The sequence below is a fragment of the Variovorax sp. S12S4 genome (assembly GCF_023195515.1).
Classification (GTDB): Bacteria; Pseudomonadota; Gammaproteobacteria; order Burkholderiales; family Burkholderiaceae_C; genus Variovorax.
The window spans coordinates 3,000,792-3,015,172 of record NZ_JALPKR020000002.1 but is presented as its reverse complement, the minus strand read 5'-3'; the positions used below and the strand labels follow the sequence as shown (position 1 = coordinate 3,015,172).

The window sequence follows — 14,381 nt, the reverse complement described above, 5'->3', positions numbered from 1 at the left end:
TGAATTGGCGATGCACGAGCGGGCCCTGCCGGCCCGCTGCATGAGGTCGGAATCGCGCGGTACTGGATCAGATGGCTTCGAGGGTTGCGCGCAGCTGCGCGTCGTCCAGGCTGTCGAAGGGAACTTGCGCCAGCTTGCGCATCCGTTCGCCGATGGCCTGGCGGGTGGACTCGAAGGCCTCCCGCTTCTCGTCTGCGTTCGTCCCGACATTGGAGGGATCCGGGTATCCCCAATGGATCTTCACGGGCGACCCGGGCCAGTAGGGGCAGGTCTCCTGCGCCGCGCTGTCGCAGACGGTGATGACCACCCGCATGGTGGGCGCTTTGGCCTCTGTGAACTCGTCCCAACTCTTGCTGCGGTAGCTCGACGTGTCGATGCCTGCTTGCTGGAGCACCTCGATGGCCATTGGATTGATGCGGCCGCTGGGCGCGCTGCCGGCGCTGTAGGCCCGCGCGTCGACACCCAGTTCTTGCGCCCAGTGATTGAACATGCCCTCCGCCAGCACGCTGCGTGCCGAGTTGTGGGTGCAGAGGATCAGGATATTCGTCGTCATGTCAGCGGGTTCCGATGTCGCGCAGCTCGCGCTGGATGGCCAGGGTTTCGAGCTTGGCGAGCGGCAACGAGAGCAGGAATTCGATCCGACGCTTCAAGGTGACAGCGGCGTCCATGAAGGCGCGGTGCTTGGTCTCGTCCGAACCTTCGGCCGCCGCGGGATCCGGAAGGCCCCAATGGGCGCTGATGGGTTGCCCGGGCCAGACGGGGCAGACCTCACCGGCGGCCTGGTCGCAGACGGTGATCACAAAGTCCATCTGAGGCGCATCGGCCTTGGCGTACTCTCCCCAGCTCTTGCTTCGGTAGCCGCTGTCGCGATAACGCAGCTGGCGCAAGGTGGCCAGCGCCAACGGATGCACGGCGCCCTTGGGGTGGCTGCCGGCCGAGTAAGCGGTAAAACGCTCTGAGCCCAGCTCCTCGAGGATGCCCTCAGCCAGGATCGAGCGGGCGGAGTTGCCCGTGCAGATGAACAGGACGTTGTGTTTTCGGTCGGTCATGAGAGGCTTTCAGCAGCAGGCTTTGTTCGGGGTGGCAAGCACAGGAGCCGTCTTCGGACCCCCGGCCCGGCGCAGCAAGCGCTTTTCGAGAGACCCAGCTGTTCGGCGGCCTTCGAGGCCAGCCCTTGGACTTGCTGGCTGACCTGGTCGCGGCCCTGGCCGAAGATCCTGGAGGCATCCATCGTCCGGTAGTGCTCCCATGCCACGCCCTGCGGGTCGGTGACCCAGTGCTTCTCGCTCTTGGCATAGCAGCAGACCGTGGCCCCCTCATCGAACAGCGCACGGTCGGCCGACTGGGCGCGGACCTTGAGTTCGGCGAGTTCGTTCTCGTCCTCGGCCTGAATGCCGAGATGGTCGATCCCCGTGCCGTGGCCCCTTGTGGAAATCGCGAAGTTGACCCGAGGGTCCTCCAGCATCCACTTGGCGTAGTCCTGCTCGACGCGCGCCGGCTCCGCAGCGAAAAGGTTGGAGTAAAACGCGATGCTCTTGCTCAGGTCATCGACATGCAGGTGAACGTGGAAACGCTTCATGATGGCTCTCCTAAGTGGACGTTGATGGGTGACATTGGGATTACGTGAGCCCGTGGCTAGAAATCGACTGGTCAAGTCGGCTGAACATGCAAGTGGCTGAAGCCGGGCAGATGCTCGCGAACTCGGTGAGCGCTCGGATTGCGTCCGGCGCGTCAGTCCTGGGGCAAGGGAGGTAACCCCGTGCAGCAAAGAAGTTGGGTGCGGTTGTCGTGAGCAGGAAGAGTCGCTGGACGCCCGCCGCAACGGCTCGAGCTTCGATTGCGCGCAGGAGCTCATCGCCGAGGCCCGTGCCACGCCGCTCATGCGCCACCGCGAGGGAGCGCAACAAGCCGGCATCACCCGTGCGCTCGAGGCCGACGCAGCCCACTAGGCTATCGCCAGCGCGAAGCACGAGGAAATCACCCATGTGCCCTAGATCCAGATCGATCTCGGGCAACTCGCAAGTGCGCAGCAGCGCGCGAACCTTGGTCAGGTCGGCTGTACTCGCCAGTTCTGGTTTCATGATGGATGAGGTGTGCGGTCGTCAGCAAGCACATGAGGCGTCAACCTCGGTGGCGCATGCCTGCCCCTCACAACAGTTCTCGGTCAGGTATCCCAAGAGCGCGTTCATCTGCTCGAACGATGCCCGGTAGATGAGGTGCCGCCCTTGGCGCTCCTGCGAGACGAGGCCCGCGTTCGTGAGCTCTTTGAGGTGAAACGACAAGCTCGTGGCCGGCACATCCAGGGCTTCTGTGAGCGTGCCGGGCGTCATGCCCTCGAGGCCGGCGACAACCAAGGCGCGGAACACACGAAGGCGCACGGGTTGCGCGAGTGCAGCCAAGGAACGGACGACAGTATTTTCTTCCATTATTCAAGTATTGTCGAAATATCGAAGTTAAGCAAGTGGGCGCTCGTTTGGGGAGTGATGCCGCGATGTCAGCGGTACCTTCTCTGGCCCAGGGCAGCTAGGAATGGCCGCCTCGGGCCAGATGCCGACCTTCGTGTCGTATTGCCGGCCCAAAGTAAGCCAGCGCTCTGTTTAAGTCATGCGCGGTTGGAGGCCAACTGCCGTAGTCCCGTTCGAGCTTTCTGCTGCAGCGCTACGCGAGTTGCATTCGGGAAGTGAAATCGGTCCCGCGCTTTCGCCGCGAGGCACTCGCGCGAACTCTGTTTCGACGCAAAAGGCATTGCGATTTCCGAGCAACAGGTCCTCGGCCTTTTTAGCCACTTCCGTGGTTCGATCCGCGATGACTCTCTGAGCTGAGGTGCCATTCGCGCTCATTGAATGCTGTCTCCGAGTTTTTATAAGACACCCTATGCGGCGTAGAGCCGCACCGACGAGAGCTGCAAGACCAACACCTACCGCCAAAATCGCTGCGGTCACCCAGGGTCCCCATGCCGACACTGCTCGTACAACTTCAAAGTCAGTCATCACGTGCTCCTAAAAATCCATATCACTAGAGATATGGTTTTATTGGCGAAAAAAAGTGAGCTCAGCAACTAGCTGTCGATGTTTTGTCCACACGTTCTCCCGCGTCGACGCAGCACTCACGCAGCAGAAATCCACTCAGATGATGAATCTGTTCGAATCGAGCAGTGCACACTACTTCGCGGCCGTTTCGCAGTTGGGTCACAAGGCCGGTCCCAACCAACGCCGCGAGGTGATGTTTCAACGTCGATGCTGGCAAGGCGGTCGCGGTTTGAAGCGCAGTCACGTTCATCCCCTCGTGGCCGGCGCGAAGCAGATTTCTGAACACAGCCAAACGGGGGAGACTCCCTAGCGCCGCCAACATGGGGGCTGCGGCTTCGGCGGACAGCTCTTGTGGTGACCTCTCGCGTTTTTCCATGAAGTAACTATACCTCTAGTTTTGTCGATGTGTCTGCGTGCTTTTCTGTTGTCGCTCGTCTATAGGGCTTCTGGCGTATTTGAACGGCCGCTATCAACTGGGACGAACGGCCGCAGGCACGAAGGTTAAATGGCGTGTCCGCTAATCTCCACCGACGTTCCGCACCGACGGCTGCGCCCCGGGGCCTTGAAACTCCACCGATTGCCCTTATGATTAGCACTCGCTGCTGACGAGTGCTAACAAGCCTCGATTCCAGCCGATGGGCCGCCGGTCTCCCCGCCCGGCGCCCGACCACAACCCCGTTTCTTATCCAGGAGATGCAATGAAACTTCGTCCTTTGGCCGATCGCGTGATCGTCAAGCGTGTTGACAGCGAAACCAAGACCGCCTCCGGCATCGTCATTCCCGACGCAGCCGCCGAAAAGCCCGACCAGGGTGAAGTCCTGGCCGTGGGCCCGGGCAAGCGCAACGACAAGGGCGAACTGACCGCACTGACCGTCAAGGTCGGCGACCGCGTCCTGTTCGGCAAGTACAGCGGCCAGACCGTCAAGGTCGGCGGCGACGAACTGCTGGTCATGAAGGAAGACGACCTGTTCGCAGTCGTCGATAAGTAATCCATCCATCCCCTTTCGGAGAAATAAAACATGGCAGCAAAAGACGTAGTCTTCGGCGGTGAAGCCCGCGCACGCATGGTCGAGGGTGTCAACATCCTCGCCAACGCAGTCAAGGTGACCCTGGGCCCCAAGGGCCGCAACGTGGTGCTCGAGCGCTCGTTCGGCGCCCCCACCGTCACCAAGGACGGTGTGTCGGTCGCCAAGGAAATCGAACTCAAGGACAAGCTCCAGAACATGGGCGCCCAGCTCGTGAAGGAAGTGGCCTCGAAGACCAGCGACAACGCTGGTGACGGCACCACCACCGCCACGGTTCTGGCACAAGCCATCGTTCGCGAAGGCTTCAAGTACGTGGCCGCCGGCATCAACCCGATGGACCTGAAGCGCGGCATCGACAAGGCCGTCACGGCCCTGGTCGAAGAGCTGAAGAAGGCTTCGAAGCCCACCACCACGTCGAAGGAAATCGCACAAGTCGGCTCGATCTCGGCCAACAGCGACGAAACCATCGGCAAGCTCATCGCCGACGCGATGGACAAGGTCGGCAAGGAAGGCGTGATCACTGTCGAAGACGGCAAGTCGCTCGAAAGCGAACTCGACGTCGTCGAAGGCATGCAGTTCGACCGCGGCTACCTGTCGCCCTACTTCATCAACAACCCCGAGAAGCAATCGGCGCTGCTCGACAACCCGTTCGTGCTGCTGTTCGACAAGAAGATCAGCAACATCCGCGACCTGCTCCCCACGCTGGAACAAGTTGCAAAGGCCGGTCGTCCGCTGCTGATCATTGCCGAAGAAGTCGAAGGCGAAGCCCTGGCTACGCTGGTGGTGAACACGATCCGCGGCATCCTGAAGGTCGTGGCTGTCAAGGCTCCTGGCTTCGGCGACCGCCGCAAGGCCATGCTGGAAGACATCGCCATCCTGACGGGCGGCAAGGTGATCGCTGAAGAAGTGGGCCTCACGCTCGAAAAGGTGACGCTGGCCGACCTGGGCCAAGCCAAGCGCATCGAAGTGGGCAAGGAAAACACCATCATCATCGACGGCGCCGGCGCTGCTGCCGACATCGAAGCCCGCGTGAAGCAAGTGCGCGTGCAGATCGAAGAAGCCACGAGCGACTACGACCGTGAAAAGCTGCAAGAGCGCGTGGCCAAGCTGGCCGGCGGTGTTGCGGTGATCAAGGTTGGCGCCGCCACCGAAGTCGAAATGAAGGAAAAGAAGGCTCGCGTCGAAGACGCCCTGCACGCCACCCGCGCTGCAGTGGAAGAAGGCGTTGTGGCTGGCGGCGGCGTGGCTCTGCTGCGTGCCAAGCAAGCCGTGGGCGACCGCGTGAAGGGCGACAACGCCGACCAGGACGCCGGTATCAAGCTGGTGCTCAAGGCGATCGAAGCGCCCCTGCGCGAAATCGTGAACAACGCCGGCGGCGAAGCCTCGGTGGTGGTGAACGCTGTGTTGGCCGGCAAGGGCAACTACGGCTTCAACGCTGCGAACGACACGTACGGCGACATGCTCGAGCTGGGCATTCTGGACCCGACCAAGGTGACCCGCACCGCGCTGCAGAACGCAGCATCGGTTGCTTCGCTGCTGCTGACGACCGAAGCCATGGTCGCCGACGCACCGAAGGAAGAAGCCGGTGCCGGCGGCGGCATGCCCGACATGGGCGGCATGGGTGGTATGGGCGGCATGGGCATGTAATGCCCGGCTGAGCTCTGCTCACCAAAAAAAAAGGGCCGCGCAAGCGGCCCTTTTTTATTGCGCGGTACGTTTATCGAAACTGGTCGCGCAGTGCCATGTAGAGCACCTGGAAGCGCGCATGCCGCGTCTTGTGCGAGCCGTTCCCTTCGACCGAGGGCACCAGTTGCTGCTTGACGGGCGGCAGCGTGCACACCTCGGCCACAGCGCCACCATCGGCGAGCCACGCAAGCCGCGCCGCACCCAGCGCGCCGCCCGTCTCGCTGCCTGCATAGAGCGTGAGCGGCACCTGGAAGATGTCGGCCAGCAGTTGGCCCCACCACACGCTGCGCGCACCGCCGCCGACCAGCGCCACTTCGCGCAGCGGCATGTCGGCCGGCAGGCGCAAGGTGTCGAAGCCGTCGCGCAGCCCGAAGCTCACGCCCTCGACCACGGCATAGGCGATTTCCGCCGGACCGTGCGCATGCGTCAGGCCGAACAGCGCGCCCTGCGCATTGGGGTTGTTGTGCGGCGAGCGTTCGCCCGAAAGGTACGGCAGGAACAGCGGGCAACGCTCGCGCCGTGCCGGTGCCACCGACGCTGCCGCTTCGAGCAGCGCCGCCTCGTCGGCAAACTTGAATGTCTTGGCGGCCCAGCTCACCGCGCTCGCGGCCGAGAGCATCACCGACATCTGGTGCCAGCGCTTGGGCAGCGCATGGCAGAACGCATGCATCGCCTGCGCGGGGTTGGGCAGAAAGCGGTCGGTCGAGACGAACACCACGCCCGATGTGCCGAGCGACACAAAGCCCTGGCCCGGCTCCACCAGCCCCATGCCGACCGCGCTCGCAGCGTTGTCGCCGGCGCCGCCAGCGATGAGTACCGGGCCGTCGCCCACGCCCCAGCGTGCCGCCAGCTCGGGTTTGAGCTGCGCCGACACTTCGCTGCCTTCAACCAACCGGGGCATGTGCTCTCGCGTGAGCCCCGTGGCCGCGAGCAGTTCGTCGGACCAGTCGCGCGCGCCGACATCGAGCCACAGTGTGCCGGCCGCATCGGACATCTCACTGACCGCCTCACCGCTGAGCATGAAGCGCAGCCAGTCTTTCGGCAGCAGCACGCGCGCCACCCGAGCGAAGATTTCAGGCTCGTGCTCTCGCACCCACAACAGCTTGGGCGCGGTAAAACCGGGCATCGCCAGGTTGCCCGCGATCTCGCCCAGGCGCGGCACGGCGCGCGCGAGCGCCTCGCACTGCGCGCCGCTGCGGCCGTCGTTCCAGAGAATGGCGGGACGCAGCACCTCGCCGGCCGCGTCGAGCAGCGTGGCGCCGTGCATCTGGCCAGACAAGCCGATGCCACGCACGGCCCGCAGCGCATCGGGGTGCGCCTTCCGCAGCTCGGCCATCACTTGCTCCAGCGCCTGCCACCATTGGCTTGGGGCCTGCTCCGACCAGAGCGGTTGCGGCCGTTCGACCGTGAGTGCTGCGCGTGCCACGCCAACGATGCGGTGATCGTCGGCAAGCAGCAGTGCCTTGAGCTCGGACGTGCCGAGGTCGAGTCCCAGATACAAGATAGTGCTCCCTGATTGCGCCTTGAATGCCGGCTGTTGCCTTGAACTCAGCCGAACCGCGTGTCGGCCTGCCGCCTGAATTCGCTCGGCGTCATGCCTTTGATTTCGAGAAAACGCCGGTTGAAATTGGCCACGTTGTTGAAGCCCACCTGGTAGCAGATGTCGGTCACGTAGTGGTCGGTCTGCATCAGCAGATGGCAGGCGCTGTTGATGCGCACGCGGTTGACGAAGTCGGTAAAGCTGTTGCCTGTGGAACGCCTGAAGAAGCGGCTGAAGCGGCTCTCGCTCATGCCGAGCTCGGCCGCCACGTCCGACATGGAAATCGGCTCCGCCAGGTTGGCGGTGATGCGGTTGACGATGTCGTTGATCTGGTCGACCTGCGCATCGCCCTCGATGCCTTGCGCACCCTGCATCTGCACGCTCGAGAGCAGCCGGTAATCGGTGCACTGCGCCAGGTCGGCCATGAACTCGAAGAACAGCCCGAGCCGGCGCACGCCGCGCGCGGCCTTGATGTTGTCCCAGTGCGTTTGCGCCTGCTGCGACATGCCGAAGAACTCGATGCCGTGGCGGGCCCGCTCGAGCAGCTGCATCACCTCGCGCAACTCCGGGATCCCGGCCGCGGCGCTCTCGATGGGCTCGTGGCGGAACTGGATCACCCGGTCGCGCCCTTCGGCACCGCCTTCGGGCACATCGAGCGAGATCCAGTTGTGCGGCAGCCGCGGTCCGCAGAGCACCAGGTGCCCCGGCTGGAACGGCCCGATCCAGTCGCCGACGAAGGCCTTGCCCGATGTCTCCGTGATCAGGTGCAGCTCGTAGTCTTCATGAAAGTGCCATCGCACCAGCGGGCTCGGAAAGCCGTGGGCCAGGCAGCGCACCAGGCCGGTTTCTGGGGCCTCGTAGCCCAGCGACGGGGAGCGCGCAATGTCGCGCTCCAGCTCGGGGTGGCGCTGACGGGGAATCGCGCGTTTGCGGGTGGACGTTGTCATGGCAGCACGAAGGTCAAAACCGGGACGCGGCAGGCTCATTGTCCTGCTGCGCGAGCGCGGCCTCAACCGCCTGGAGCGTGGGTGGATCGGCGCCTTCGCGGGTGCAGTTCAGCGCAGCGGCCGTGGCGGCAAAACGCATCACCTCGCGCCAGGCCTCGTCGCTCAGTTCGCCAAGCTGGGCCGGGTGCCCCACGCCGTGTGCAAGCAGCGACACGGAGAGGCCGGCCGTGAAGGTGTCGCCCGCGCCAATGGTGTCGACCACCTCCACCCGAGGCGCCGCCACGGCCAGCGGTTCGCTCCCGGTGCGCCAGAGCGTGGCACCGGCGCCGCCGCGAGTGACGATGACCGCATGCACACCGGCCTGCAGGCACTCCGCGGCCAGCGCATCCACCGGCCGGCCAGGGGCGAGCAGTTCGGCATCCTCGTCGCTGAGCTTGACCATGTCGGCCATCGCAAGCCACTCCATGACGCGCGTGCGATACGCCGGCATATCGGGAATCAGGCTAGGCCGCACATTGGGGTCGAACACGATCACGCGGCGTCCTGCGTTGGCCGTGACCAGTTCGGCGATGCGCGTGGCCGCTGGCTCCTGCAGCAGCGAGATCGACCCGAAGTGCAGAAAGCGGCAGTCCGCCGGCAGCTGCGGCAGCGGCTCCGGCGCCCAGGTGGCGTCGGCACTGCCGCGCGTATAGAACGCATAGCGGTTGGTCTGCGGCGTGCGCTCGACAAAGGCCAGGGTCGACGGCGCATTGCTGCGCAGAATGAAGCTGGTGTCCACGCCGTTGCGTTCGAGAAAGCCCATCAGCCGCTCGCCGAAGAGGTCGGTCGACAGCTGCGTGAGAAAGCCGGTGGGTTGGCCCAGGCGCGCGCAGGCCACCGCGGTGTTGAGCGGCGAGCCGCCCTCGTGCCCCAAAAACCCGAGGGTACCTGCCTCGCTGGCGGTGAAATCGATCAGGGCTTCGCCCGTGAGTGCAATACGCATAGTGGTTCGATTCTCTTCTTCTCTCAGCCCAAGGCACGCGCGTCGGCCAGGAAGCCGCTCTCGGCAGCCAGCGTGGCGGGATGATCGAGCAGTTCGGCAAAAAGGCGCGGCGGAATGGTGATGGCACCCACGCCGAGCCCCAGCAGCGAAAGATACGCCTCGCGCGAGCGAACGCTCGCGACCAGGAGCCGCGTGCCGGACGAAGGCCGCTGCGCCACCAGGGCCTGCATTTGCGCGATGAGTGCCAGCCCTTCGATGCCGGCGTCTTCGAGCCGTCCCAGGTACGGCGCCGCGTACGCCGCGCCCAGTTGCGCGGCAAAGTGCGCCTGTTCGGGCGCGTACACAGCCGTCCACGTGACCGGCACGTCTTGCGCGATGAGCCGGGCGCCGGCAGCGAGGCCTTGGCGCGTGGCGGGAATCTTCACCACGAGTTGTCCGCGGTCGAAGTGCGAGAGCAGCTTATCGGCGTCTTCGAGCATGCCGTCGACATCGCTCGAATACACCTGGGCTTGCACCTGTCGCGCGCCCAGCTCAATGCAGCGCTTCAGCAGACCCGGTACTTCGTCGCGGCTTATGCCTGCGCGTTGAAGCAGCGTGGGGTTGGTTGTTACGCCGTGAACGACTGGGTGCGGTAGGCACGTCTTCAGCTCGGTCAAGTCGGCGCTGTCCAGATATAGGTGGAAATCTTGGTTCATGGGCTTGCTTGGTGCACAGAGTACGGAGAGTTCGTGGCGTGTGCAAAGGCCACCGGGTACTCCCCCTCCGCGAATGTCCCCGGGCTTCGCCCTCCTCCTTTATTTCGCTGCGCGGAGCACCCGATGGCCTGTGCACATGGACGCGCTGCTGGTGTTCCGCTGATCAACCACGGCTCTGCCCAACGCACCCGCTGGCGGGGTGCCTTGCGCAGCGAAATAAAGGAGGAGGCCGCAGGCCGGGGGACATTCGCGGAGAAAGGTACCCCGTCGGCGGGTGCGCCGCCCTGAACAACAACGCAAGACAAGCAGAAGCTGTCCATCTCAGCTCATCACATTCCCGCCGTCGACATTCAAGGTCTGCGCCGTGATGTAGCGTGCCTCGTCGCTGGCAAGAAATACCGCCGCGCCGGCAATGTCGCTCGGCATGCCCATGCGGCCGAGCGGCACCTCCAGGCCCACTCGCCGCTTCTTCTCGCCGAGCGGCAGCCCTTCGGCCTTGGCGAACAGGCTGTCTACATGGTCCCACATGGGCGTGTCGACCACGCCCGGCGCAATGCCGTTGACGCGAATGCCGTGCGGGGCCATGGCCAATGCGGCGCTCTGGGTGTAGCTGATGACGGCGGCCTTCGTTGCGCAGTAGTGCGACACCAGCGCCTCGCCGCGACGCCCCGCCTGTGACGCCATGTTGATGACCGATGCACCCTGCGTGCCGGCTTCGACCATGTGGCGCAGCACCGCTTGCATGACGAAGAACATGCCCTTCACGTTGACCGCGAACAGCTTGTCGAAAGATGCCTCGTCGCTGTCGAGCAACGGCGCAAGGTCGAACACCGCGGCGTTGTTGAACAGTGTGTGAATGGGGCCGAAGGCGACCTGCGCCTCTGCGAGAAGGTGCGTGATTCCTTTCGTGTCAGTCACGTCCGCCGCGATGTAGGCAAGGCGGTCGGGATGCTTTTGCAACAGCGCCCGCACTGCTTCGGGCGCAGCAGCCATGCGGTCGACGATGCTGCAGCGCGCGCCTTCGGAAATGCATGCCTCGGCGACTGCAAGCCCGATGCCTCCGCCGGCACCGGTCAGCAGCACGTGGCGGTTCTTCAGCCGTTCGCTCATCTCGTTGCTCCTGCATTCATGAAACTTGCCACGCGTTCGCTCGCGCCACGCACGGCCTCTACCAGCCGTGCATCGCCAGCAATGGCGCCCCACAGTCCCGCGTCCGAGCACAGCGCCAGCACCGGATCGGCGGCATCGCAAATGGCGTGCGCCACGGCTCCGTCCATGCCCTGGTCTTGATACGCATACGGCAGCGCCCCGTGATGCCAGCGCTGCAAGAAGGCAAGAAACAGTGCGGGCAGCATCGCAACGCTGTCGATCGGCTGCCCGGCAGCAAGCCGCTCACGCACCGTGGGCGCGATGAAGCCCGGAATCTTCGAGAAGCCGTCGGCCGCCACGCGCTGGTTGGTGTCGCGGATAGCGGGGTTGCCGAAGCGGTCGAGCACCACGTCGCGGTAAGCCGCAAGATCGATCGGGCTCGGGCTCAGGCACGGAATCACGTCGTCGGTCACGTAGTCGAACGCCATCTTGCGGATGGCCGCGTGGTGCGTGCCTTCATGGATGAAGCTCAACCCGATCAGCGTGCCGGCCCATGCAATGCAGCTGTGCGTGGCGTTGAGGATGCGGATCTTGGCTTCTTCGTAAGGCTGCACCGAATCGACCAGCTCCACGCCCACGCGGCCCCAATCGGGACGGCCCGCAACGAAGTTGTCTTCGATCACCCACTGAATAAAGCTCTCGCCAGTGATTGCGGCCGCATCGTCTTGGCCGGTGGCGGCCTTCACGCGTGCGCGGAGTTCGGGCGGCGGGCGCGGCGTGATGCGGTCGACCATCGCGTTGGGGCAGGCGGTGTTCGCCTGCGCCCATGCGAGCAATTCGGCATCGCCCGCGCGTTCGATGAACTCCAGCAACCCGGCCCGAAAGCGGTCGCCGTTGTGGCGCAGGTTGTCGCAGTTGAGCAGAGTGACCGGGCCGGACTGCGCAGCCTTGCGCGCGCGCAAGATCGTGCAGACGACGCCGTAGATGGTCACGCCTTCGCCGCCTCCACTCCACGTCTGGCCGCGGCGGGCTCGCTCGATGTCCGCCGCAAGGTCGCCGAACGAGAGGTCCAGCTTGCCCTTGGTATCGAGGTAGTAGCCCGCCTCGGTCACCGTGAAAGACACGATGCGAGTGGACGGCGCCGCGCCGCGCGCGACGACCGCAGCCAGCGAGGGCTCGTAAGGCAGAACCTCGCGTATGGCTTCGATCTGTTCGTAGCGGTACTCGCCGGCCGGTGAAACCGTCTCCAGCGTGTAGCGCCCGCCCTGCGCCTGCAGGGCAGCGACCACATCGGCCATGTCGGGCCGGATGTTGGCACCCGACAGCGACCAGCGGGTATCGCCCGCATCGATAAGCCGCTGAAGGTAGACCGCCTGGTGGGCCCGGTGGAACGAGCCGAGCCCAAGGTGAAGCACCGTGAACTCCGAAAGAGCCGGTGGTGTTTGTGCAAGAGGCGCTGCTGCAAGGGTCACGGGAAATATCCGGATGAAAAATGAAGAATCAGGCGGAGACCGCGCGGCCTTCGCGATTGAAGAGATGCAGCACGCTGGGATCGAGCTCTACCGCCACATCGTCGCCCGCATGCAGCGGGGTGCGTTCGTTCTGGCGCGCGATGAGTGGCACGCCGCCCACGTCGACGTGGATCAGCGTGTCGGCGCCCAGTGCTTCGATCAGCTCCACACGCCCCGGCACGCCCGCGGCAGCGGCCTGCTTCGGATGCACGCGCAGACCTTCAGGCCGCACGCCCAGGAAGCCGTCGCTCGGAACGCGCCCGCCGGTGGCTGCCGAGAAACTCGGAATCGCACTCGCCGCCACCATGTTCATCGACGGCATGCCGATGAACTGGGCAACGAACTGATTGGCCGGCCGGTCATAGAGCTCGAGCGGCGTGCCGACCTGTTCGATAAGCCCGTCCCTGAGCACCACCACGCGGTCGGCCAGCGTCATGGCCTCGACCTGGTCGTGCGTCACGTAGATGGTGGTGGCACCGAGCGAGCGGTGCAGCTTGTGGATTTCGACGCGGGTGTTGCCGCGCAGGGCCGCATCGAGGTTGGACAGCGGCTCGTCGAACAGAAACACCTTTGGCGCGCGCACGATGGCGCGGCCAATGGCCACCCGTTGGCGTTGCCCGCCGGACAAGTCCTTGGGCGTGCGGTCGAGGTAATGCGTGAGGTTGAGCGTCTTGGCCGCGTACTCGACCTTGGTCTTGATCTCGCTCTTTGAAACACCCGCCAGCTTGAGCGCGAACGACATGTTGTCGTACACGCTCATGTGCGGGTAGAGCGCGTAGCTCTGGAACACCATGGCCAGGTCGCGCTTGCCCGAAGGCGCCCAGGTGATGTCCTTGCCGTCGAGCAGCAGGTTGCCGCTGGTGATGGGCTCGAGCCCCGCAATGAGGCGCAGCAGCGTCGACTTGCCGCAGCCCGAAGGCCCGACGAAGACAATGAACTCGCCCTTCTGGATTTCGAGATCGACGCCCTTGATGATGTCGACGTCGCCGAAGCTCTTCTTGATGTCTTTGAGTTGCAGGTAGGCCATGAGGTGTCTCCCTTTCTTTACTTGACGGCGCCGAAGGTCAGGCCTTGCACCAATTGCTTCTGGCTGAACCAGCCGAACACGACGATGGGCGCAATGGCCATGAGCGAAGCCGCCGACAACTTGGCCCAGAACAGGCCCTCGGGGCTGGAGTAAGAGGCGATGAGCGTGGCCAGCGTGCCGGCCTTGGCCGAGCTGAGGTTGAGCGCCCAGAAGGCCTCGTTCCAGCTCAGCACCAGGCACAGGAGGCCGGTCGAGGCAAGGCCGCCCACCGACAGCGGCAGCACCACGTGGCGGAACTCGGTCCACAGGCTGGCGCCGTCCATGCGCGCGGCTTCGAGAATTTCGTTCGGAATGTCCTTGTAGGCGCTGTAAAGCATCCACACCATGATCGGCAGGTTCGACAGCGTGAACACGACTGTGAGCGCGGTGAGCGAGTCGAGCAGGCCCGCGGTTTGCGCAAGCACGTAGATCGGCACCAGCGCCCCCACGGCCGGCATCATCTTGGTGGAGAGCATCCACATCAGGATGTCGCGCGTCTTCTTCGTGCGGAAGAAGGCCATCGAGTACGCCGCAGGCGCTGCGATCAACAGGCCGATGATGGTCGAGCCCAGGCTGGTGATGAGCGAGTTGCGCGCGTACAGAAGGTAGTCGCTGCGGCGCTGCACTTCGCCGAAGTTGTCGAGCGTGGGCTCGAAGATGAAAAGCGGCGGCACGTGAATGGCCTGCAGCTCCGTCTTGAAGGCCGTGAGAAACAGCCAGCCGAGCGGAAAGAACAGGAGCAGCGCCACGGCCCACGCACCCACGGTGCGCAGCAGTTGCGGAAGGAAGTTGCTGGGTTGCATGGTCGTTC

The 14,381-nt window shown here is 64.5% G+C and carries 16 protein-coding genes; 2 read left to right on the top strand and 14 right to left on the bottom strand.

What is annotated here, in order from left to right:
• Positions 1–67: 67 nt before the first annotated feature.
• The 6 genes from M0765_RS14830 to M0765_RS29470 all read right to left on the bottom strand — a co-directional run bounded on the left by M0765_RS14830 (position 68) and on the right by M0765_RS29470 (position 3,351).
• Positions 68–553: an arsenate reductase ArsC gene (locus tag M0765_RS14830; RefSeq protein ID WP_258504350.1), complete on the bottom strand. Its 486-nt coding sequence runs from the start codon at positions 551–553 to the stop codon at positions 68–70.
• Position 554: 1 nt separating this feature from the next.
• Positions 555–1,049 (bottom strand): arsenate reductase ArsC, encoded by a 495-nt coding sequence (locus tag M0765_RS14825; RefSeq protein WP_258504349.1) that lies wholly within the window; start codon positions 1,047–1,049, stop codon positions 555–557.
• Positions 1,046–1,579: an ArsI/CadI family heavy metal resistance metalloenzyme gene (locus M0765_RS14820; protein WP_258504348.1), complete on the bottom strand. Its 534-nt coding sequence runs from the start codon at positions 1,577–1,579 to the stop codon at positions 1,046–1,048. The genes M0765_RS14825 and M0765_RS14820 overlap by 4 nt, the downstream gene beginning before the upstream one ends.
• A 40-nt stretch (positions 1,580–1,619) precedes the next feature.
• A complete protein-coding gene (gene arsN2 / locus M0765_RS14815) occupies positions 1,620–2,081 on the bottom strand; it encodes an arsenic resistance N-acetyltransferase ArsN2 (RefSeq protein ID WP_258504347.1) in 462 nt (153 codons plus the stop codon).
• A 21-nt stretch (positions 2,082–2,102) separates the two neighbouring features.
• Complete coding sequence (locus tag M0765_RS14810; protein ID WP_258504345.1) at positions 2,103–2,426, bottom strand: ArsR/SmtB family transcription factor; 324 nt, start codon at positions 2,424–2,426, stop codon at positions 2,103–2,105.
• A gap of 625 nt (positions 2,427–3,051) precedes the next feature.
• Positions 3,052–3,351: an ArsR/SmtB family transcription factor gene (locus tag M0765_RS29470; protein ID WP_446751599.1), complete on the bottom strand. Its 300-nt coding sequence runs from the start codon at positions 3,349–3,351 to the stop codon at positions 3,052–3,054.
• A 376-nt stretch (positions 3,352–3,727) separates the two neighbouring features.
• On the opposite strand from M0765_RS29470, the gene M0765_RS14805 reads away from it, so the two are divergent.
• Both M0765_RS14805 and groL read left to right on the top strand, forming a co-directional pair.
• Positions 3,728–4,018, top strand: a complete 291-nt coding sequence (locus tag M0765_RS14805; RefSeq protein ID WP_258504344.1) for a co-chaperone GroES — start codon at positions 3,728–3,730, stop codon at positions 4,016–4,018.
• A gap of 30 nt (positions 4,019–4,048) precedes the next feature.
• Positions 4,049–5,701, top strand: a complete 1,653-nt coding sequence (groL, locus tag M0765_RS14800) for a chaperonin GroEL (RefSeq protein WP_126745495.1) — start codon at positions 4,049–4,051, stop codon at positions 5,699–5,701.
• Between the two features lie 70 nt (positions 5,702–5,771).
• Here groL and xylB read toward each other — a convergent pair whose 3' ends face one another.
• The 8 genes from xylB to M0765_RS14760 all read right to left on the bottom strand — a co-directional run bounded on the left by xylB (position 5,772) and on the right by M0765_RS14760 (position 14,373).
• Positions 5,772–7,241: a xylulokinase gene (xylB, locus tag M0765_RS14795; RefSeq protein ID WP_258504343.1), complete on the bottom strand. Its 1,470-nt coding sequence runs from the start codon at positions 7,239–7,241 to the stop codon at positions 5,772–5,774.
• 47 nt (positions 7,242–7,288) lie between these two features.
• Positions 7,289–8,227: an AraC family transcriptional regulator gene (locus M0765_RS14790; RefSeq protein WP_185868029.1), complete on the bottom strand. Its 939-nt coding sequence runs from the start codon at positions 8,225–8,227 to the stop codon at positions 7,289–7,291.
• A gap of 13 nt (positions 8,228–8,240) precedes the next feature.
• The gene (locus tag M0765_RS14785; protein ID WP_258504342.1) at positions 8,241–9,209 is read right to left on the bottom strand and encodes a carbohydrate kinase family protein; all 969 of its coding nucleotides are present in this window, start codon (positions 9,207–9,209) and stop codon (positions 8,241–8,243) included.
• Between the two features lie 23 nt (positions 9,210–9,232).
• Positions 9,233–9,904, bottom strand: a complete 672-nt coding sequence (locus tag M0765_RS14780; protein WP_258504341.1) for a transaldolase family protein — start codon at positions 9,902–9,904, stop codon at positions 9,233–9,235.
• Positions 9,905–10,225: 321 nt separating this feature from the next.
• Positions 10,226–11,014, bottom strand: coding sequence for an L-iditol 2-dehydrogenase (locus M0765_RS14775; protein ID WP_258504340.1), 789 nt, complete (start codon positions 11,012–11,014; stop codon positions 10,226–10,228).
• Positions 11,011–12,408: a D-arabinitol 4-dehydrogenase gene (gene dalD, locus M0765_RS14770; RefSeq protein ID WP_258508263.1), complete on the bottom strand. Its 1,398-nt coding sequence runs from the start codon at positions 12,406–12,408 to the stop codon at positions 11,011–11,013. Before dalD ends, M0765_RS14775 begins: the two co-directional genes overlap by 4 nt.
• 85 nt (positions 12,409–12,493) lie before the next feature.
• Complete coding sequence (locus M0765_RS14765; protein WP_258504339.1) at positions 12,494–13,531, bottom strand: ABC transporter ATP-binding protein; 1,038 nt, start codon at positions 13,529–13,531, stop codon at positions 12,494–12,496.
• 17 nt (positions 13,532–13,548) lie between these two features.
• Positions 13,549–14,373 carry a carbohydrate ABC transporter permease gene (locus tag M0765_RS14760; RefSeq protein WP_258504338.1) on the bottom strand — a complete coding sequence of 275 codons (825 nt, stop codon included), beginning with the start codon at positions 14,371–14,373 and terminating at the stop codon, positions 13,549–13,551.
• Between the last annotated feature and the right edge of the window lie 8 nt (positions 14,374–14,381).